Source organism: Vibrio splendidus (assembly GCF_003345295.1).
Classification (GTDB): domain Bacteria; phylum Pseudomonadota; class Gammaproteobacteria; order Enterobacterales; family Vibrionaceae; genus Vibrio; species Vibrio splendidus_K.
Window position 1 is genome coordinate 704,034 of record NZ_CP031055.1, and the last position, 18,588, is coordinate 722,621.

19 protein-coding genes, 2 tRNA genes and 1 other RNA gene are annotated in these 18,588 nt (G+C 44.6%); 14 read left to right on the forward strand and 8 right to left on the reverse strand.

Translation table 11 applies throughout. The annotated features are described in order from the left end of the window. Window positions 1-61: 61 nt before the first annotated feature. Together DUN60_RS03105 and DUN60_RS03110 are read right to left on the reverse strand one after the other, a co-directional pair. Window positions 62-146, reverse strand: a tRNA-Tyr gene (locus tag DUN60_RS03105). Between the two features lie 102 nt (window positions 147-248). Continuing rightward, a tRNA-Tyr gene (locus DUN60_RS03110) sits at window positions 249-333 on the reverse strand. Between the two features lie 389 nt (window positions 334-722). Between DUN60_RS03110 and DUN60_RS03115 the strand changes: the two genes are divergently transcribed. The 3 genes from DUN60_RS03115 to DUN60_RS03125 all read left to right on the forward strand — a co-directional run bounded on the left by DUN60_RS03115 (window position 723) and on the right by DUN60_RS03125 (window position 5,360). Then, window positions 723-1,799: an efflux RND transporter periplasmic adaptor subunit gene (locus DUN60_RS03115; RefSeq protein WP_146457141.1), complete on the forward strand. Its 1,077-nt coding sequence runs from the start codon at window positions 723-725 to the stop codon at window positions 1,797-1,799. Next, entirely contained in the window at window positions 1,799-4,912 is a 3,114-nt protein-coding gene (gene vexH / locus DUN60_RS03120; protein WP_114633144.1) for a vibriobactin export RND transporter permease subunit VexH, read from the forward strand. The genes DUN60_RS03115 and vexH overlap by 1 nt, the downstream gene beginning before the upstream one ends. Before the next feature lie 127 nt (window positions 4,913-5,039). Continuing rightward, complete coding sequence (locus tag DUN60_RS03125; protein WP_010439576.1) at window positions 5,040-5,360, forward strand: DUF1244 domain-containing protein; 321 nt, start codon at window positions 5,040-5,042, stop codon at window positions 5,358-5,360. 129 nt (window positions 5,361-5,489) lie between these two features. Here the strand turns inward: DUN60_RS03125 and DUN60_RS03130 are convergent, their stop codons facing one another. Further along, complete coding sequence (locus tag DUN60_RS03130) at window positions 5,490-6,557, reverse strand: PLP-dependent cysteine synthase family protein (protein WP_017073562.1); 1,068 nt, start codon at window positions 6,555-6,557, stop codon at window positions 5,490-5,492. A gap of 147 nt (window positions 6,558-6,704) precedes the next feature. On the opposite strand from DUN60_RS03130, the gene DUN60_RS03135 reads away from it, so the two are divergent. Together DUN60_RS03135 and DUN60_RS03140 are read left to right on the forward strand one after the other, a co-directional pair. Beyond that, entirely contained in the window at window positions 6,705-7,160 is a 456-nt protein-coding gene (locus DUN60_RS03135) for an Lrp/AsnC family transcriptional regulator (RefSeq protein WP_017073561.1), read from the forward strand. A gap of 72 nt (window positions 7,161-7,232) precedes the next feature. After that, a complete protein-coding gene (locus tag DUN60_RS03140) occupies window positions 7,233-7,898 on the forward strand; it encodes a hypothetical protein (protein ID WP_114633145.1) in 666 nt (221 codons plus the stop codon). Window positions 7,899-7,994: 96 nt separating this feature from the next. Here DUN60_RS03140 and tesB read toward each other — a convergent pair whose 3' ends face one another. Next, a complete protein-coding gene (tesB, locus tag DUN60_RS03145) occupies window positions 7,995-8,855 on the reverse strand; it encodes an acyl-CoA thioesterase II (protein WP_029224851.1) in 861 nt (286 codons plus the stop codon). A 168-nt stretch (window positions 8,856-9,023) separates the two neighbouring features. On the opposite strand from tesB, the gene DUN60_RS03150 reads away from it, so the two are divergent. Then, the gene (locus DUN60_RS03150) at window positions 9,024-9,464 is read left to right on the forward strand and encodes a YbaY family lipoprotein (RefSeq protein WP_054546780.1); all 441 of its coding nucleotides are present in this window, start codon (window positions 9,024-9,026) and stop codon (window positions 9,462-9,464) included. Window positions 9,465-9,556: 92 nt separating this feature from the next. Here the strand turns inward: DUN60_RS03150 and DUN60_RS03155 are convergent, their stop codons facing one another. After that, a complete protein-coding gene (locus DUN60_RS03155; RefSeq protein WP_017073557.1) occupies window positions 9,557-9,859 on the reverse strand; it encodes an MGMT family protein in 303 nt (100 codons plus the stop codon). A 51-nt stretch (window positions 9,860-9,910) separates the two neighbouring features. On the opposite strand from DUN60_RS03155, the gene DUN60_RS03160 reads away from it, so the two are divergent. Continuing rightward, the gene (locus DUN60_RS03160) at window positions 9,911-10,654 is read left to right on the forward strand and encodes a VP0952 family biofilm-associated protein (RefSeq protein ID WP_114633146.1); all 744 of its coding nucleotides are present in this window, start codon (window positions 9,911-9,913) and stop codon (window positions 10,652-10,654) included. A 197-nt stretch (window positions 10,655-10,851) separates the two neighbouring features. Then, window positions 10,852-10,948: signal recognition particle sRNA small type (gene ffs, locus DUN60_RS03165), an RNA gene on the forward strand. A gap of 108 nt (window positions 10,949-11,056) precedes the next feature. Here ffs and DUN60_RS03170 read toward each other — a convergent pair. Beyond that, window positions 11,057-12,121: a bifunctional transcriptional activator/DNA repair enzyme AdaA gene (locus DUN60_RS03170; RefSeq protein WP_114633147.1), complete on the reverse strand. Its 1,065-nt coding sequence runs from the start codon at window positions 12,119-12,121 to the stop codon at window positions 11,057-11,059. Window positions 12,122-12,337: 216 nt separating this feature from the next. Here DUN60_RS03170 and DUN60_RS03175 point away from each other — a divergent pair, with 216 nt between their 5' ends. Next, on the forward strand, window positions 12,338-13,261 hold the full coding sequence (locus tag DUN60_RS03175) for a DMT family transporter (RefSeq protein WP_114633148.1): 924 nt from the start codon (window positions 12,338-12,340) through the stop codon (window positions 13,259-13,261). Window positions 13,262-13,312: 51 nt separating this feature from the next. Here DUN60_RS03175 and DUN60_RS03180 read toward each other — a convergent pair whose 3' ends face one another. Then, on the reverse strand, window positions 13,313-13,651 hold the full coding sequence (locus DUN60_RS03180; RefSeq protein WP_081008974.1) for a hypothetical protein: 339 nt from the start codon (window positions 13,649-13,651) through the stop codon (window positions 13,313-13,315). Between the two features lie 237 nt (window positions 13,652-13,888). On the opposite strand from DUN60_RS03180, the gene DUN60_RS03185 reads away from it, so the two are divergent. The 5 genes from DUN60_RS03185 to DUN60_RS03205 all read left to right on the forward strand — a co-directional run bounded on the left by DUN60_RS03185 (window position 13,889) and on the right by DUN60_RS03205 (window position 17,101). Then, complete coding sequence (locus DUN60_RS03185; protein WP_029189447.1) at window positions 13,889-14,722, forward strand: AraC family transcriptional regulator; 834 nt, start codon at window positions 13,889-13,891, stop codon at window positions 14,720-14,722. 107 nt (window positions 14,723-14,829) lie between these two features. Further along, the gene (locus tag DUN60_RS03190; protein ID WP_016768487.1) at window positions 14,830-15,564 is read left to right on the forward strand and encodes an AzlC family ABC transporter permease; all 735 of its coding nucleotides are present in this window, start codon (window positions 14,830-14,832) and stop codon (window positions 15,562-15,564) included. Next, complete coding sequence (locus DUN60_RS03195) at window positions 15,561-15,890, forward strand: AzlD domain-containing protein (RefSeq protein ID WP_016785726.1); 330 nt, start codon at window positions 15,561-15,563, stop codon at window positions 15,888-15,890. The genes DUN60_RS03190 and DUN60_RS03195 overlap by 4 nt, the downstream gene beginning before the upstream one ends. A 50-nt stretch (window positions 15,891-15,940) precedes the next feature. After that, complete coding sequence (locus tag DUN60_RS03200; protein ID WP_114633149.1) at window positions 15,941-16,246, forward strand: NIPSNAP family protein; 306 nt, start codon at window positions 15,941-15,943, stop codon at window positions 16,244-16,246. Window positions 16,247-16,327: 81 nt separating this feature from the next. Beyond that, a complete protein-coding gene (locus DUN60_RS03205; RefSeq protein WP_017073550.1) occupies window positions 16,328-17,101 on the forward strand; it encodes a ribonuclease H family protein in 774 nt (257 codons plus the stop codon). Between the two features lie 187 nt (window positions 17,102-17,288). Here the strand turns inward: DUN60_RS03205 and DUN60_RS03210 are convergent, their stop codons facing one another. Then, window positions 17,289-18,434, reverse strand: coding sequence for a glycosyltransferase (locus tag DUN60_RS03210; protein WP_114633150.1), 1,146 nt, complete (start codon window positions 18,432-18,434; stop codon window positions 17,289-17,291). Window positions 18,435-18,588: the final 154 nt, after the last annotated feature.

Genomic DNA, 18,588 nt, shown 5'->3' on the forward strand with positions numbered 1-18,588 from the left:
TTTCCCATAAGCCCATCAATCAGGTTGTTCTCTTAACTCTTATAAAGAGGTAAGAAGAATATGGTGGAGGGAGACGGATTCGAACCATCGAAGGCAGTGCCGGCAGATTTACAGTCTGCTCCCTTTGGCCACTCGGGAACCCCTCCAGGGTGTGTCTTACTTTTCACAAAGTAAGCCTAAATTGATGTTTTCCCATAAGCCCATCAATCAGGTTGTTCTCTTAACTCTTAAAAGAGGTAAGAAGAATATGGTGGAGGGAGACGGATTCGAACCATCGAAGGCGGAGCCGGCAGATTTACAGTCTGCTCCCTTTGGCCACTCGGGAACCCCTCCAGGGTGTTTTTCCCTATCTCATAATGGATAGGCTAAAGAGATGTTTTTCCCAACGCATCTCTCAAGTGCGGAGCGCATCATAGCAAACACGTTAAACCTGTAAAGAGTTTTTCTTATGGTTTTGTGTTAAATGCTGCCTTTTTGGGCAAAGATGGCGAAAAGTATGCATATTGCTCGTGAAGTGAACACCTAGGCTCAGGTTTACGTAGTGACAGGTAACACCTTGAGGTAACTGACTTTCTGTATTGTGTTTGGTTTGTGTTATTGGCGAAGAAACGTAAATGGAATTTAACCTAGATTTACACTTCTTGACGTTACAGCATTCATCAGTTGATAGAATACGGTTAATTTCATTTATAGATAATAAATCTTACTTGCAGACCATTATTATGAAGCATAAATCTGTTTTAACCCTGCTTAGCTTGTCGATTCTTATGGCGTCTCCAGCCGCACTCGCAAAACGCATGGGCCCAAGTACTGTTACTGTTGTTACTGAGCAGGTTGATATTCACCAAGTTAGCCAGTCTCTTTCTTTGGTCGGTAAGTTAGAAGCCGAACAATCTGTGATCATTACTTCTGAAGTGGCTGGTAGAGTTGACTCTATCAACATCAAAGCCAACCAAGACGTCACTAAAGGGCAGATGTTGGTTCAATTAGATGATGACAAAGCCAAGGCCGCGGTTGCAGAGGCTCAAGCGTACCTAAAAGACGAAAAACGTAAGCTAGCGGAGTTCCAACGATTAGTTAAACGGAATGCGATTACGCAAACTGAAATTGACGCGCAGAAAACCAATGTTGAAATTGCCAATGCTCGATTGGCTGCCGCAAATGCTAACCTTAAAGATCTACACATTAGTGCACCTTTCTCTGGCACTGTCGGTTTTATCGACTTTAGCCGCGGTAAAATGGTGACAGCAGGCACTGAACTCGTGACCTTAGATGATTTGTCTGTGATGCAGTTAGACCTTCAAATTCCGGAGCGCTACCTTTCTAAGCTGTCTAAAGGCATGACAGTGACGGCTCGCACCAGTGCATGGGGCGAGACTCAGTTTACTGGCACAGTGGTAGGCATTGATTCTCGTATTAACGCTGAAACCTTGAATTTACGAGTTCGAATCCACTTTGATAACAACAATGATTACTTGAAGCCGGGCATGTTAGTGGCCGCGGATATGGACTTCCCACCAGTCGAAGCACCGATTATCCCTGTTCAAGCGTTGGAGTACTCAGGTACGAAGCGTTTTGTTTATGTGATTGGCGAGGATAACAAGGCAACTCGAACAGAAGTGTTCTTGGGTGCGCGTATCGATAACGAAGTCGTGATTGATAAAGGCATCGAAATTGGTCAGAAGATCGTGGTGCAAGGTATCGTGAACATGCGTGACGGAGTCTTGGTTCAAGAGCTTGCCGTTAATCGCCCAACTGATGCAGCAAGTGATAAAAAAGCACAAGAGGGCGCTAACTAATGTTGTTATCTGATGTTTCTGTAAAGAGACCAGTAGCGGCTGTCGTATTGAGCCTGCTTTTGGTTGTGTTTGGTATCGTCTCTTTCAATAAGCTCGCGGTTCGTGAGATGCCAGACATCGAAAGCCCAGTGGTGTCGATCAGTACTCGCTATGAAGGTGCATCCGCCACCATCATTGAAAGCCAAATAACCTCCAATCTTGAAGACCAATTATCCGGCATCAGTGGCATCGATGAGATCGAATCCACAACGCGTAACGGCATGTCGCGTATCACTATTACCTTTGAGCTTGGTTACGACCTCAATACGGGTGTGAGTGATGTGCGTGATGCGGTCGCTCGTGCTCAGCGATCATTGCCTGATGAAGCCGACGACCCCATTGTTTATAAGAACAATGGTAGTGGCGAAGCCTCGGTCTACATTAACTTAAGCTCGACTGAGATGGACCGAACGCAGTTAACCGACTACACCGAACGTGTGTTGATTGACCGCTTTAGTTTGATTTCTGGTGTGAGCTCGGTGGATATCTCGGGTGGCTTATACAAAGTAATGTATGTGAAGCTGAAACCAGCCCTAATGGCGGGTCGTGGCGTTACTGCTTCTGATATTACTACAGCGCTAAATAATGAGAACATTGAAAGCCCGGGTGGTGAAGTACGTAACGATGCGATTGTGATGTCGGTTCGTACCGCTCGTTCTTACACTGAAGCGGAAGATTTCGAATACTTAGTGGTAAAACGAGCTTCTGATAACACGCCAATCTACTTGAAAGACGTAGCGGATGTGTATATTGGCGCAGAAAACGAGAACTCGACCTTTAAGAGTGACGGCGTTGTTAACGTTAGTATGGGTATTGTGCCTCAGTCAGATGCGAACCCACTTGAGGTTGCTGACTTAGTCCATAAAGAAGTTGAGGCGATTCAGAAGTTCCTGCCTGACGGGACTCGACTGGCGGTCGACTATGACTCAACTGTCTTTATCGATCGTTCGATCTCAGAGGTTTACAGCACACTCTTTATTACGGGTGGTTTAGTTATCCTCGTGCTTTACGTCTTCATAGGTCAAGCGCGTGCAACGCTGATTCCAGCGGTAACCGTTCCAGTATCTCTGATTTCGTCGTTTATTGCGGCTTACTACTTTGGTTTCTCTATTAACCTAATCACCTTGATGGCACTGATCCTGTCTATTGGTTTGGTGGTCGATGACGCCATCGTGGTGGTTGAGAATATTTTCCATCACATTGAACGTGGTGAATCGCCATTGCTTGCGGCTTATAAAGGGACGCGTGAAGTAGGATTCGCGGTAATCGCAACAACGCTTGTACTGGTGATGGTATTCCTACCAATCTCGTTTATGGATGGCATGGTCGGTCTCTTATTTACGGAGTTCTCGGTACTGTTGGCGATGTCGGTGATCTTCTCGTCGGTGGTGGCACTGACGCTAACACCAGTGTTAGGCAGTAAAATCCTGAAAGCGAATGTTAAACCGAATCGTTTCAACCTATTTATCGAACGTGTGTTTGGCAAGTTAGAACTTGGCTATAAAGCGGTACTGCGTCGTGCTTTGAATTGGCGTTGGGCTGCTCCTGTTATTATTCTCGCGTGTATGGGCGGTAGCTACGGTTTAATGCAACAAGTGCCGTCGCAACTGACTCCACAAGAAGACCGCGGCGTTATATTTGCGTTTGTTCGTGGCGCCGATGCAACCAGTTATAACCGCATGTCTGCCAACATGGACATCGTTGAAGAGCGCCTAATGCCGCTGCTTGGTCAAGGCTTCTTGAAGTCATTCAGTATTCAATCACCAGCGTTTGGTGGTAATGCGGGCGACCAAACGGGCTTCGTGATCATGATCTTGGAAGATTGGGATGAACGTGATGAGACCGCTCAGGAAGCGTTGAACGAAGTTCGTAAATCTTTAAATGGTATTCCTGATGTACGTGTATTCCCGTTCATGCCGGGCTTCAAAGGTGGTTCAAGTGAGCCTGTTCAATTCGTACTGGGTGGCTCTGATTACTCTGAGCTTCAGAAATGGGGCGAACTGTTAAAACAAGCGGCTGAAGATTCACCAATGATGGAAGGTGCGGACATCGATTACTCGGAGAAAACACCAGAGTTATTGGTAACCGTAGATAAGCAACGTGCAGCCGAGTTAGGCGTTAGCGTTTCGGATATTTCAGATACGTTAGAAATCATGCTTGGCGGGCGCAGCGAAACTACGTTCGTTGATCGTGGTGAAGAGTACGATGTTTACCTTCGTGGTGATGAAAACAGCTTTAACAACGCTAATGACTTAAGCCAAATCTACATGCGAACTCGGTCTGGTGAGCTAGTAACACTAGATACATTGACGCACATTGAAGAAGTAGCATCCTCGATTCGTTTGTCGCACTACAACAAGCAGAAGTCGGTGACCATCAAAGCGAACCTAATGGAAGGTTACACGCTGGGTGATGCACTGGATTTCCTTGACGAGCAAGCGATTGAGCAGCTACCGGGTGATATCTCAGTGAGCTACTCTGGCGAGTCAAAAGACTTCAAAGAGAACCAATCGAGTATCCTAGTGGTGTTTGCGCTAGCGATGTTGGTCGCGTACTTGGTATTGGCTGCGCAGTTTGAAAGCTTCATTAACCCACTGGTGGTGATGTTCACCGTACCTATGGGTATCTTTGGTGGTTTCTTAGGTTTGGTGTTGATGAGTCAAGGTCTCAACGTATATAGCCAGATTGGTATGATCATGTTGATCGGTATGGTGACCAAAAACGGTATCTTGATCGTCGAGTTTGCTAACCAACTTCGTGACCGTGGCATTGAGTTTGAAAAGGCGATCATTGATGCTTCAGCGCGACGTTTACGCCCAATCTTGATGACGGCGTTCACCACACTAGCCGGTGCAATCCCATTGATTACTTCAACGGGCGCAGGTTACGAAAGCCGAGTGGCTGTGGGTACGGTTATCTTCTTTGGTATGGGCTTTGCAACTTTGGTTACTCTGTTCGTAATCCCTGCAATGTATCGACTGATTTCTGGCTCAACACGTTCTCCAGGTCATGTGGAAGCGGTTCTAAATAAAGAGCTGAGCCACGATAACGTGGGAAGAAGCTCTCACGGCTAATGAACATGGAATAGTGTAACAATATTGAAAAGCCTGCGTTTGCTCCTAGCGAATGGCAGGCTTTTTTTGTATAACGAGTACAGCTCAACGAATGAATACAAGAAAATAAATATAAAAGGAAAGTAAAGTGGCTGAATTTAAATACAAAGATCTTTCTCAAGAAGAACAAGATAAACTAGACGCAGCAACCTTTCGTCGCCTGTTAGCACATTTAGATAGCAACAAAGATGTGCAAAATATCGACCTGATGATCTTGGCGGGCTTCTGCCGTAACTGTTTCAGCAAGTGGTACAAAGCCGAAGCTGAGCAACAAGGCCTAGACTTGGATATCGATGACGCTCGTGAGCGCGTATACGGCATGACTTACGATGAGTGGAAACAAAACCATCAACCAAAAGCGACACCTGAGCAACTAGCGGCGTTTGAAGCGAAGCAGAAGCCAGAATAATTTGTCGATTTAGCAGCAACGATTTATAGATCAAGCAGCACTTAGAACAAACCGCATATAGCAAAAGAGCCCATCAGGGCTCTTTTTAATTTTGTACGCTAATCTTAGCTTTGAATGCTAGTGTCGAGCTTAAGCTAACTCACCCGTTTGCGAGAAAGCCTCTAACTTCGCCGCGTAAGGTTGTAGGTCACCGATATTCAGATTTACCCACTCGTCATTGAAGTAAGTGTCTAGGTAACGCTCACCACTGTCACATAGCAAAGTCACGATAGAGCCTTTCTCTCCGCGTGCTTTCATTTCACTGGCTAGTTGAAGTACACCGTACATATTGGTACCGGTTGATGCACCAACTTTTCGGCCAAGAATATCAGACAGCCAATGCGTAGTAGCGATACTTGCTGCGTCTGGAATTGTACGCATCTCATCAATCACGCCCGAGATAAAGCTAGGCTCTGCTCGTGGGCGCCCGATACCTTCAATTTTGCTGAATGTGTTGCCTTTGACATCCGCGTTGCCTGTCTTGAAAAATTCATGGAATACAGAATTCTCAGGGTCGACAACACAAAGTTTAGTTTCATGCTGTTGGTAGCGAATGAAACGACCAATGGTTGCTGATGTACCACCGGTGCCTGGGCTCATTACCACCCACGCTGGAACTGGGTGATCTTCCATCTGCATTTGATTGAAAATTGAGTTGGCAATGTTGTTGTTACCACGCCAGTCGGTTGCGCGCTCAGCGTAAGTAAATTGATCCATATAATGCCCATTCAACTCTTCAGCTAAACGACGAGACTCTGCGTAGATTTCGTCAGAGCGCTCAACAAGGTGCGCTTGACCGCCGTAGAATTCAATCTGTTCAATTTTCTTTTTCGCTGTGCATTTTGGCATTACCGCAATAAACGGAAGGCCAAGCAAGCGAGCAAAGTACGCTTCAGACACCGCTGTACTGCCTGATGAAGATTCAATGATCGTGGTTTCTGGGCCAACCCAACCATTACAAATCGCATAGAGGAAAAGGGAACGCGCTAAACGATGCTTCAAAGAGCCTGTTGGGTGTGTACTTTCATCTTTAAGATAAATATCAATGCCTTCTACGCTAGGTAGATCGAGCTTGATCAGGTGCGTATCCGCTGAGCGTTGGTAATCGGCTTCAATTTTACGAATCGCGTTGTTAATCCATTGATGGTCAGTACACATAGGCGTTCTCCTGAGACTAAGTAGGAATTCTTTGTAATTGGTATGGTTATAATTTAGCGATATCCAAGGAGAAAAACTTTGCCATATTTCCTTTGTTTTGCTTAAATTGTAGAAAATTATTCTCTTTAAAACTGATTTGGTGAAAGTGTGATAGATGCCGTAGATAAAAAGATATTAAGGTTGTTACAAGAAGACAGCACGCTGTCGTTGAATGACATATCTGAAGCGGTCAACCTGACGACCACGCCTTGTTGGAAAAGACTTAAACGACTTGAAGAGAATGGAGTTATTGAGAAAAGAGTTGCGTTGTTGAACCCTGAAAAGCTCGATCTTTCCTTTACCGCGTTCGTATTGATTAAAACCAGTGATCATTCTCATGAGTGGTATGGTCGTTTTGTGAATACTGTGTCTGAATTTCCAGAAGTGATGGAGTTCTATCGTATGGCGGGCGAGTATGATTATATGATGAAGGTTCAGGTGAAAGACATGAAGTGCTTTGACGACTTTTACAAACGCTTAGTGAATAGCATTGATGGTATATCTAATGTGACGTCGACTTTTGCGATGGAACCACTGAAGTACACGACAGCATTGCCGCTTTAAGCTCAACCTAATCTTATGCTACCTCTCGTTTCAGTTTAGACATCGCCTTTGCGATAAAGAAAAGGATTATTCATGTTTGCAAAAGTATCTACCGCTATCCAGTTGGTATTAGCGGTCGCCATTTTTTTCTTGGGCTACACCATCTATTCATTTACCAATAAAGTCGGGGAGATCGTCGATACTTATCCGCAAGTTATTGAAGACTTATCGGGTCTTACCAAGGGACTAAAAGTGGAAGAGCTTTTGGCGTTTGCTGAGCATGTTAATGAATTGGCTCCTCAGGTGTTGGATACTGTAGAAGATGTCCGTAAAACCATCGATGAAGTTAATCAAACCGTTTCATCGGTTGATAGCAAAATCCCCGCTATCTTAGATGAAGTTAAGAGTGTTCGAACCGAAGTAGAGCAAGTAAGAACCGATGTTATTCCCCCAACACTGACGGAATTAAAACGATACCGTGTCGATGTAATGCCGCCAATGCTCGCGGAAAGTAAATCTTATCGAGAGCAAACCATTCCAGTGATTGTCACTGAATCCGAAATGCTTAGAGCTGAAGTGCCTGATATGTTGGTGCAAGCTAATTTGCTAGCCGATAAGAGTAGAGAGTTAGCTCAGGGAGCTGCAGAAGGTGCGGTGAAAGGGGTGGTGCTATCACCATTTAATCTACTGCGAGACGCTGGAGATGGCATTAAAATGCGAGTACAAAGTGAATTCGAGCCGACGTTAGAGGTTGAATAGACTTTACTTTTTGGGTTTGAACGTGCTTGTTCGCCGTTTCTAAAAATGTACGTCGCTTTTAAAAAATGCTCACAGTTATAAAAAAGTGTTTGCTCGTTACTTGGTAAAGCGCATCACACCTTCTTGAACGGCTGTCGCTACTAGCTCACCTTTTTGGTTGTAAATCTCACCACGTACTAAGCCGCGAGTGTTGGCCGCGGTCGGGCTTTCAATTGCATATAGCAGCCATTCATCCATTTTGAATGGACGGTGGAACCAAATAGAGTGGTCAATCGTCGCAACTTGGAAGTTTGGCGTCATGATCGATACTTCATGAGGGTGAAGCGCTGTCACCAAGAAACCCCAATCAGACGCGTATGCCAACAAATATTGGTGAATAAGCTGGTTGTCTGGCAACGCACCATTTGCTCTTACCCACAGGTATTGTTTCGCTTCGGCTTTTTTAGGGTTTAGTGGATTAACGACCGTAACAGGGCGCATCTCAATCGGTTTTTCTCCACAGAAGGTTTTGCGTAGCTTCTCTGGTAAGAATTCAGCGATATGGCTCGCTAACTCGGTTTCTGATGCAAAGTTCTCTGGCCCTGGAATATCAGGCATTGCAATTTGGTGTTCAAAACCTGGAGCATCGCCATGATAAGAAGCTGTGAGATAGAAAATAGGGCGGCCATTTTGAATTGCTTTAACACGACGTGTGCTAAAGCTGCGTCCATCTCTTAGGTTTTCAACATCGTAAATAATTGGCTTTTCAGGATCACCAGGGTACAGAAAGTAACTATGGAACGAGTGAACACTGCGGTCGTCTTGAACGGTATAGCGAGCCGCAGAAAGCGCTTGTCCCAATACCTGACCGCCATAAACCTGGGGAAGACCTAGGTTCTCACTTTGTCCTCGGAATAAACCTTCTTCCAGCTTTTCTAACTGAAGTAAACTGAGTAATTCTTGTAAAGGTTGACTCATCGCCAGCATTCCTCTTCGTAAAATGGGTGTCAGATTAGTGTGCTAATCATTTAGCTTAGTCAAATATCTGTCAATAAATCATAGGGTTTCGAGACAGAATATGAAAGCTCTCTTATAATTAGGCCGTAGATTTGTCGATTCCGACAAACATGTTGAGAGAAATTGAATATGAAAAAGACTCTAATTTTTATTACGTCTTTATTATCGTTTGGCCTATTGGTTGGTTGCCAAGCAACATCAGAAACGAATGCTTCTCAAGAAGCCGTTGCAGAGAATACCCAAGTGATTTCAGGTACAGTAAGTTATCGTGAACGAATTGCATTGCCAGAGAATGCAATTATTACCGTAACGCTAGAAGATATTTCACTTGCTGACGCACCATCAACGGTGATTGCGACTCAAGAATTCACAGCTGATGGTAAGCAAGTACCTTTCGCATTCGAATTGAGCTACGACAACAACAAAATTCAAGCTAACCACCGTTACAACATGCGCGCAACGATTCATGTCGACGGTAAGTTACGTTTCACAACAGACACAATTAAGTCTGTAATTACTGATGTAGAAAACACGCAACAAGCAGACTTGCGCTTGGTTGGTGTTCGTTAACTAGGAATGTATGCCATATCAAGGCATCTTGATTAGCTGATTAGCTGATTAGCTGATTAACTTATTAACTAGTTATGTAATTGATGGCAGCTCTAGGGCTGCCATTTGTATATTCTGAGTTTTACCTTTCCTGCGTCACTCACTTCAACCCCTTCTTCGACCAGATGCTTCTTTTGGCGATCAAACGAATCACCCTTCAAAGAGATCTCACCTTTGCTGTTAATCACCCTATACCAAGGTAGTTTACTTCCTTCAGGCAAGTTGCCTAATGCTCTACCTACATGTCGTGCATAGCCCGGAAAACCTGAAAAACGTGCTATGTCTCCATAAGTTGTTACTTTCCCATATGGAATTTGGTGAATCACAGCAAAGATTTGAGGCAAAAATTGGTCCATACTAAAAGTTCCTAGTTCATTAATACCACGGATCGGTAGAAGGAGAGGGCTATGGTATTTTCAACGTTTCAGTTCTTGATAACCACATTATTAGCGGTTGTTTGCGCGAGAGCAATCAGTTTAAGTGAGGGAGATATCCCAGTACTTGCAATGGTTATTCCTGCTTTATGGATCTTACCGCAGGGAGGCATCGCAGGGTTAGCTTTGCTCGCATCCATGACTGTCTATGGTTTAACCCTGCCTTTACAACCCATCACGCTGTCTGTCAGTGCGTGGGTATTATTCCCACTGCTTATGGTGGTCTTTTCAAAACGCAGTAGTTTATCCGTCGTAATTATTTCTGGCTTGATTGTAGCAACTTTGCAAGTCGGGATTATGGTAACGCAGTCAGCAGGTAAGCTTGATGGCGCCCCCTGGATTACTACACTACAGACTTTGTCGATCATTGTGATTTGGTGGGCAGCGAATCACCTTAAACCAGCCAGCCGACACAGCTGGTGGTCATTAGGTTTGATTCTTCCATTGTGGATAGCCGACTTACCTTATGCAGCTTTGGTTGCTTTGTGTGTTACAGGCATTATGGCATCGATGGAAACACTGACGCGTTTGAAAACCTTCCGATGGAATAAGCTATTGTGTTGGACATTACCAACGGTCGGTTTTGCTGCTCTGGTGATTACCCCAAGCATTGAGGTTCCAAGCCCGGTATTTGTGGTTTGGTTGTGCCTGTTAGGCACGGCATGGATGACAGATTACATCCTTCGCACCGAAGATAACGAAGACATCGATATCTAGCACCACAGAAACTCAAGCCCTTAGAACGCAGGTAAATGGTGAATTTACCTGCGATTTTCTAGTGGTTTGAATAAAGGATAAGCACTTAGACAGCAATTGTTCAAAAATAGGGTCGAAGAGCTTGCAATGGTTGCTGCGATGCTTAATAATCCAATCACTCTTTGAGGCAAGCCTCTTAGAAAAAGAATCTATGGAGGCTCTGGTCCTCCCGCAACACTAACTTGTGAACTCGGTCAGGCCTGGAAGGGAGCAGCCGCAGCAGGCGACGTGTGTGCCGGGATGTGGCTGGGGCTTCCACCCATATAAAAAGCCGCTCTTAATGAGCGGCTTTTTGCTATCTCAAGCTTTCTAATTGTAGTTTTAAATAACGTCTTTAAGTCTATTGATTAGCTACTCTAGCGCTTATTTGTCTTGTACTAATCGCTCTTTATCTAATAACGCGCGTTTACGTTCCAATCCCCAACGGTATCCACCTAGCTCCCCATTACTTCTCAGAACGCGATGGCAAGGTATCAGCACGCCAATTCGGTTTTTACCACAAGCTGATGCTACCGCTCGAACGGCTTTTGGTTTGTCGATCTCATCGGCTACTTCACTATAGCTCACAATATCGCCTTCTTTGATGCTCAATAAAAACTGCCATACCTTAATCTGAAATGCAGTTCCTCGAATATCCAGTGGCAAATCAGGTCTTGGGGCGCCTTGACTGATGTGCTGATCGAGTGCTTCTATCCAGAAATCCAACTCGGGCGTATCTAGTGACGCAGAAATTGTCAGTTCGGCTTTTGGGAACTCGCTACTCAATTGCTCTAATAGTGCTTGTTCATTGTCACCAAATTGCACGAAACAGACGCCTTTATCGGTCGCGGCCATCATCATGAAACCGAGTGAGGTTTGGCGGCATGCATAATTGATCGTTTCGCCAGCGCCTCCTGCTCGATAGGCTTTTGGTGCCATACCGATGTTGCGAGTTGCTTCTCCATACACACGACTGATTGAGCCAAAACCAGAGGCGTAGATGGCATCGGTTACGCCGTCTCCTTGTTTTAGAGAGCTCTTAAAGTGACGCATTCGAACGGCATCTTGATACGCTTTAGGTGACACTCCGAATGCTTCCTTGAACAGCCTTTGTAATCGTGAGGGAGATAATTCCGCAATTTCACCTAAGCTAGAAAGTGTGAGTTTCTCATCAGCGTGCGCTTCAATGTGGCGTGCAACTTCTACCAATTTTTCTACTCGAGAGTTTCCCGGAAAAGGGTGGCAGCGTTTGCATGGCCTGAAGCCTGCCAACATCGCCATTTCAATGCTTTCAAAGAACCTCAAGTTCTCAGGTTTTGCAGGCCTCGCAGAACACGATGGCAAGCAATAAACACCCGTAGTGATAACACCATAGAAAAATTGCCCGTCGAAAGACTTGTCTCTGACGGCTATCGCTTTTCTCATTTCGAGTTCTGGTGGCATTGGCATGGCTTAATCTCTACTTAATTACTGGTCTATCATTATCTAACCGCATGTTCGGCGATGGTTCCATCCGTTTCTTGCTGACTAATTTTATTATAAGCACTTGAGGTTCAATCGCTCTTGGATTGAACAATAAAGATATAACGCAAAAATCGGATGTTTTGTATTTCTGTGGGCCGCTAAGATTGATCATATACCAATTATTCAAGAGTGAACTGAACCATGACATCGACTATTAATATCTCAATGAATGCCCGTGTGTGGGCAATGCTGATTGTTCTTTCCATGCTATGGGGAGGTTCGTTCTTCTTCGTTGGTGTTGTGGTTACTGATCTTCCTCCGTTAACCATAGTCGCGCTTAGAGTGGGAATTGCTGCCATCACTTTGTGGATTATTGCTTTGATGATAGGTCTTCGCCCGCCTAAAGAGTTGCGTGTTTGGGGGGCTTTTTTAGGTATGGGTTTACTCAATAATGTCGTCCCGTTCGCGCTTATCGTATGGGGGCAAACTCAAATTGCGTCTGGGCTAGCGTCGATCCTTAACGCAGCGACACCGATCTTCGCGGTTGTGGTGGCAGGAATACTATTACCTGATGAGCGTGTAACACCGCTAAAACTCGTGGGTGTCGGCATTGGTTTTGTTGGTGTGGTTGTGATGATAGGGTTGCCTGCTCTGAGCGGAGGTGGCAGTTTTATTGCTCAGTTGGCAATCATCGCGGCTGCTTTGTCATACGCTTTTGCAGGAGTGTACGGTCGTCGATTCAAAGCTATGAAGATCAATCCGATTATCACAGCGGCAGGGCAAGTAACAGCATCAACGATTGTTTTAACCCCTGTTGCGTTAATGGTGGATGGCCCACTTGATGTTGTAGCAATGAGTGGAGATACATGGGCGGCTATCGCTGGGCTTGCAGTTTTATCGACAGCGGTCGCTTATGTTCTGTACTTTAAAATTCTAGAACTGGCAGGGGCGACCAATGTTTTACTCGTTACCTTGTTAGTGCCTGTTTCCGCCATCTTGCTTGGTTCTCTGTTCCTCAATGAGTCGTTAGAAGTTATTCATTTTGTTGGCATGTTGTTGATCGCTATTGGCTTGTCGACCATCGATGGAAGATTGTGGCGCCGTATTAAACTGGCGAAGGTTTGAGTGGTATATCGCCCCCAATCTTCATCACAAAGCCGTTTTTAGTAAACGGCGTTAATTCGCAGGCAACACAACAGCAGACGCTTCTTCGTCTGAATCTTCTTTGTCTTCTACTTGGTCAGCAACCCAATCAATTGTCTTTGTTAAGTAGAGCTTGTTGGTTTCTATATCACACCAACTTTTTGACAGCCCTCGGCGATTAAACTCACTGCCAATCGCTGCGAGTGTTTGGTTGCTTGAGCGCCCGTAATACAAGGTGTCGCACAGTTGCAGGTTCGACATCGATTGAGGATACGTATTGACTGACGAGGAGTTCATACTTAAAGCTTTGGATTGATTGTGTGTGCAGCCAGTTAGGCTCAGGAAAAAGAAAAGGATTAGCGTATTTTTCATGGTGTATCAGGTCTGTTGCCGATGATTAGAAGAGAGTATTGCCATGATTGCCACACTAATTTGTCAATTTCTCGCCAACTAGTTATAGACCAAGACTTTCCTCCCAGTTAGAAAGCGTTATTAAGCCAACGACGAAAACGGTATTAACTACCAAATGCGCAATTTTGTACAAAAGTTGCGAGAGCCTATAGAGTAGACTGATAAGTCGCTCGATAATTAAAAGGCTTGGGGATGGTTATGGATAACAAAAAGCGTTCTAAAGAGAAAGCCGAATACAAGATCACAGAAGAACTCGGTGGCCTTGAAATCCTCAATGCAGAATATGAAAAGCAGAACTTCTCACGTCACAGCCATGAAGGTTACACTCTCGGTGTGATTGAGCAGGGTGCTCAGCGCTTCTATCGAACGGGAGGGCATCATGTCGCGCCTCAAGATGCGATTATTTTGGTCAATGCCGACGAAGTTCATAGCGGTCACTCCGCCACTGAAGGTGGTTGGGCGTATCGTGCAATGTATCCACTGCCAGAACAACTTGCCAAAATCACGCAGGAACTCAATCTGCCGAATTACGGGGCTCCTTACTTCCCTAGAGCGGTGGTTGAAGATCCTGAACTCGCCAATCAACTCAGATTAGTTTTCAACACGATTGATGAATCAGATAATCGCCTGCTAAGAGAAACCTTAATGTACGGGATGTTGGTTAAACTGATTAGCCGACATGGTAAATCGAGCCTTAAACCTCAATTAGATGGAAAAACTCAACGGCAACTTATTCTAGTGAAAGAGTTTTTAGACGATTTTCCACAAGCGGATGTGTCATTAGAAGAATTGTCGAAGCTTGCGGCTTTAAGCCCATTTCACTTGGTGCGCTCCTTTCAAAAAGAATTTGGTCTTCCGCCACATGCATATCAAATTCAATCTCGACTCAGGCTTTCGCGTAAGTTGCTAAAGCAAGGGCATTCGATCTCGGACACTGCTCAAGAGTGTGGCTTTCACGATCAAAGCCATTTTCATCGACATTTTAAGAAAGCCAACGGTTACACCCCAGGTCAGTATATTAAGATGCGCTGATCTGATCGCTTTTAACTTTGTGCTTTGGCGATAAAGCAAATTTGTACAATCGAATAAGTGAGTGCTCTTTTACAGTGGAAAACCAATGTAACGAGAACTAGGAAAATATGGATAACAACACAATGGATAAACGTACGCAGTTATGGAAAGGCGTTATGGCAGCGATGCCGTTAAGTATTGCCGTCATACCGTGGGGCATATTAGCGGGCTCGTATGCGATAGATGCTGGACTGAATCAGCTTCAAGCTCAGGCTATGTCTGCCATTTTATTTGCGGGTTCAGCTCAGCTGGTGGCTGCGGGTATGTTTAAAGCGGGCATTGGTTTAGGGACTATGTTGTTAACCACGCTGTTTATTACGTCAAGACACTTTCTTTATAGTGTCTCTATGCGTGACAAAATTAGTCACCTTCCTGCACGTTGGCGTTTATTGCTTGGTTTTTGGCTCACTGATGAGTTGTTCGCGATTTGCAGTGGGCAATCCCAACAAGAGTTTAATCGTTGGTATGCCGCAGGCGTGGGCGGCGGATTTTACCTCGTTTGGAATATTGCCAGCTTTGTCGGCATTGTCGCAGGTAGTCAAATTCCATCACTTAACGAAATTGGCCTCGATTTCGCGGTCGCCGCAACTTTCATTGCTTTGGTTTTTCCTTTGATTCGAACACTGCCAACGGTGGTGTGTGTTGTGGTGTCATTGGTGACCTCTGTGGCAATGGCGGTCAATCAGGTTGAAGGAGGGCTAATGATTGCTGCGATTTCAGGTATGTTGGCGGGCTTCATTAGTGAATCATTTGTTGAACGTAACAACGGTCAGAAACAAGCCAATGAAGGAGAGTCTGCATGATTTGGTTATCGATCGTACTCATGACAGCGATTGTTTTTTTCAGTCGATATGTGTTTCTAGAACCTACAATTCCTCTTCGGCTAAATAGCACAGCGAGGCGTCTACTACGTTATTCAAGCCCTGCGGTATTAACGGCTATTTGGGGACCGATTGTATTCGCTCCTGAGCAATCATTCTGGCCAAGCCTCGAGAATCCATATTTGATCGGTGCTCTTGTGACTGGGTTGTTGATATGGAAAACAGGCAATGTGCTGTTAACGATTGGAGTCAGTATGGCCGTGTTTTTGTTCTATAACTTAGTCGCAGTTGATTACCTTTTCTCTTGAGCTTCTACTTAGGTTTTATGTTTCTCCCATGATTTAAGGGCTGTATAGATATGATTACTTGTTATGTTCGATATGTGATTGATCCTAAGAAAACAAAGGAGTTCGAAACCTACGCTAAAATGTGGATTCCTTTGGTCGCTAAATTTGGTGGCCAACACAATGGTTATTTCTTGCCGTCGGAAGGGGCGAGCAATATTGCTTTGGCATTGTTTTCCTTTGAAAGCTTGGCTGCCTATGAAGAGTATCGGATTAAATCGCTGAGCGATGCTGAGTGTATTAAAGCGTTTGAATTTGCAGATGAAGTTGATTGCATCGTGAGTTATGAGCGAAGCTTTTTTAGACCTATTTTTGACTGATTGACCTTGCAACGTATGACATGGTGGCATCTAATGTACCGATTCACTGTTTGTGTTTTAAGGTTCTGGTAAGGAGTTAGTTTGGCTAAGAAATATTATGTGGTTTGGAAAGGTCGTACACCGGGTATTTTTACCACTTGGAATGAGTGTAAATCGCAAGTTGATGGCTTTGCTGGTGCGAGATACAAATCGTTTCCTACATTAGGTGAGGCTGAATCTGCTTTCGGTGGTAAAACGTCGTCTGCGTCAGGTTCTTCGGCTACAAAGCCAAGCTCTGCGGGTAAGGCGACTAAAGCGAAGGTTCCGCCTCTCTCTCAACAACAAATCACTGATATGCCTTTTGATATCAAGATCTTTACTGATGGCGGTTGTGAGCCAAACCCAGGTGAAGCCGGTACAGGCTTAGCGGTGTACCTGAACAACGATTTAACTGAGTTGTGGTATGGTCTTTATCAGCCAATGGGTACTAACAATACCGCCGAGCTACAAGGTTTGAAGCAAGCATTTATAATTGCAAAAGAGAAACTGCAAGCTGGCTTGTCTGTTGCGATTTATAGTGACTCAAAATACTCGATTGACTGTATTACTAAGTGGGCAACGGGCTGGGAGAAAAAAGGTTGGACGAAGTCGGGTGGTGAAATCAAAAACCTCGATATCATCAAGCCAGCTTATGCGATGTACCAAGAGCTCGCTTCTCAAATCACTATCCACCATGTTAACGGTCATGTTGGTATTGAAGGTAATGAACTTGCAGACCGAATGTCTATCGTTGCGATTGCTTCTAAAGAACAAGATCTGAATCGATATACAGAGACAGACGATCTTACTGAGATATTAGCGTTGCGAGCGGGTTAAGAAAGCTCGGCGAGCTGTTTTTTAATCACGGAAGCAAGTCTAGCCCTGCGTAGGGCTAGTTTTATCCAAACTAATACCATATTAAGCGTTACAGTGCGCATCAATGTAACGCTATGGTTTGTGTCTTTCTCTTCTAATTTTTAGTTTCTAATTCATTTCACATCTATCTGCGTGTTTTTAGATAGTCTTAAACTGGGTTTTCTATCCAATGAGACAGTTGTTGAGCTTGTTTAAGAGAGTTAAATCGCTTCTCTACTCTGGTTCTTGCCATCATTCCCATTTCTGTTTTGTCCTCGCTACTTAATTGCGCAAAACGCTCAATGCTTTCTCTTAACTCTTCGACGTTTTTTTCATTCACTAAAAATCCGGTATCAGGTGTGACAATTTCCTTACAGCCCATAATGTTGGTTGTAATCACGGGTGTCCCGACTGCCATGGCTTCTTTTAGTACTAACGGTCCAGTATCGACACAACCTGTTTCTGAAAAGCAGAAAGGAGCGACTAAACAATCGTAGCTCGGTAAGTGCTCTTTTACCCACCCATGAGGCTTTGAACCAAGAAAGCTGACATTTCGAATTAGCCCTTGTTGTTCGACTTGCGCTTTTAACTGGGACTCTAGATCTCCAGTACCGACGATATCGAGATGAATGTCGAGAGGCTCGGCTATGGGTGCCAAGGCATCAATGAGAAAGTGGATACCTTTTTGTTCAACTAATCTTCCAAGGAAAACAAAGCGAAGCTGCTTGGTTTCAGTCTTTGGGTGTAGTTGAAATTGCTTGGTATTTACACCGCAATGCAGGAGCTTAATATTACCTTTTGCCATGTGATTAAAGTCGGTGAGCATGTCTTTACAGACCGCGACCACAAAATCGCTCGATGTAATCTTATGTTCAATATCGTAAGCGAATTCGTAAACATCATGGCCATGGGCGACAAACGAGCAAGTGATGTTGAGAAGCTTAGCGGCGACAATAGCGTGGGCAGTGGTGTGTTGGCAGAAGTGAGCATGGACATGGTTAACGTCTTTTTCTGCGAGTTGTAACGCCAACTTAAATCCATAAGCGAAAAGTGACTTCTTCGGCATGCTAGTTTGCTTAGATACAAACGAAAGCGCTTTGACAAAACCCACCCAGTTGATGCTAGTTATCTTGCCCGCCCGAACATCCTTGCCAATTTTCACAATGTCATAGTCGAAATCTTTTTCACTTTCTTCTACTTCGAATGCCATTACGCATACCTGATGCCCACACGCTTTCACGGAGTCGACTTCTGTCTGAATGAATGTCTCGCTCAGTACAGGGTAGGTAGGCGCTACAAATGCTACTTTTTTCATTTTTATGCTCCTTTTACTGGCCACTAAAATGGATTAAGCAAGATACGAACCAAGATGAAAGGGTGTTTTTTCGGCGCTTTTTAATGGTTTTCTTGTGGTTATCGTTAGGTTGCTACTGGTTTTCTCAAAATGGCATTCAAATTGGAAATTTGAG

Bases quoted from the DNA above. Each gene is read 5' to 3' on its own strand.
- DUN60_RS03115 (WP_146457141.1), top strand. From the start codon at position 723: ATGAAGCATAAATCTGTTTTAACCCTGCTTAGCTTGTCGATTCTTATG.
- DUN60_RS03210 (WP_114633150.1), bottom strand. From the start codon at position 18,434: ATGAAAAAAGTAGCATTTGTAGCGCCTACCTACCCTGTACTGAGCGAG.
- vexH (WP_114633144.1), top strand. From the start codon at position 1,799: ATGTTGTTATCTGATGTTTCTGTAAAGAGACCAGTAGCGGCTGTCGTA.
- tesB (WP_029224851.1), bottom strand. From the start codon at position 8,855: ATGAGTCAACCTTTACAAGAATTACTCAGTTTACTTCAGTTAGAAAAG.
- DUN60_RS03175 (WP_114633148.1), top strand. From the start codon at position 12,338: ATGACATCGACTATTAATATCTCAATGAATGCCCGTGTGTGGGCAATG.
- DUN60_RS03160 (WP_114633146.1), top strand. From the start codon at position 9,911: ATGGTATTTTCAACGTTTCAGTTCTTGATAACCACATTATTAGCGGTT.
- DUN60_RS03140 (WP_114633145.1), top strand. From the start codon at position 7,233: ATGTTTGCAAAAGTATCTACCGCTATCCAGTTGGTATTAGCGGTCGCC.
- DUN60_RS03185 (WP_029189447.1), top strand. From the start codon at position 13,889: ATGGATAACAAAAAGCGTTCTAAAGAGAAAGCCGAATACAAGATCACA.
- DUN60_RS03170 (WP_114633147.1), bottom strand. From the start codon at position 12,121: ATGCCAATGCCACCAGAACTCGAAATGAGAAAAGCGATAGCCGTCAGA.
- DUN60_RS03150 (WP_054546780.1), top strand. From the start codon at position 9,024: ATGAAAAAGACTCTAATTTTTATTACGTCTTTATTATCGTTTGGCCTA.
- DUN60_RS03200 (WP_114633149.1), top strand. From the start codon at position 15,941: ATGATTACTTGTTATGTTCGATATGTGATTGATCCTAAGAAAACAAAG.
- DUN60_RS03155 (WP_017073557.1), bottom strand. From the start codon at position 9,859: ATGGACCAATTTTTGCCTCAAATCTTTGCTGTGATTCACCAAATTCCA.
- DUN60_RS03180 (WP_081008974.1), bottom strand. From the start codon at position 13,651: ATGAAAAATACGCTAATCCTTTTCTTTTTCCTGAGCCTAACTGGCTGC.
- DUN60_RS03130 (WP_017073562.1), bottom strand. From the start codon at position 6,557: ATGTGTACTGACCATCAATGGATTAACAACGCGATTCGTAAAATTGAA.
- DUN60_RS03190 (WP_016768487.1), top strand. From the start codon at position 14,830: ATGGATAACAACACAATGGATAAACGTACGCAGTTATGGAAAGGCGTT.
- DUN60_RS03195 (WP_016785726.1), top strand. From the start codon at position 15,561: ATGATTTGGTTATCGATCGTACTCATGACAGCGATTGTTTTTTTCAGT.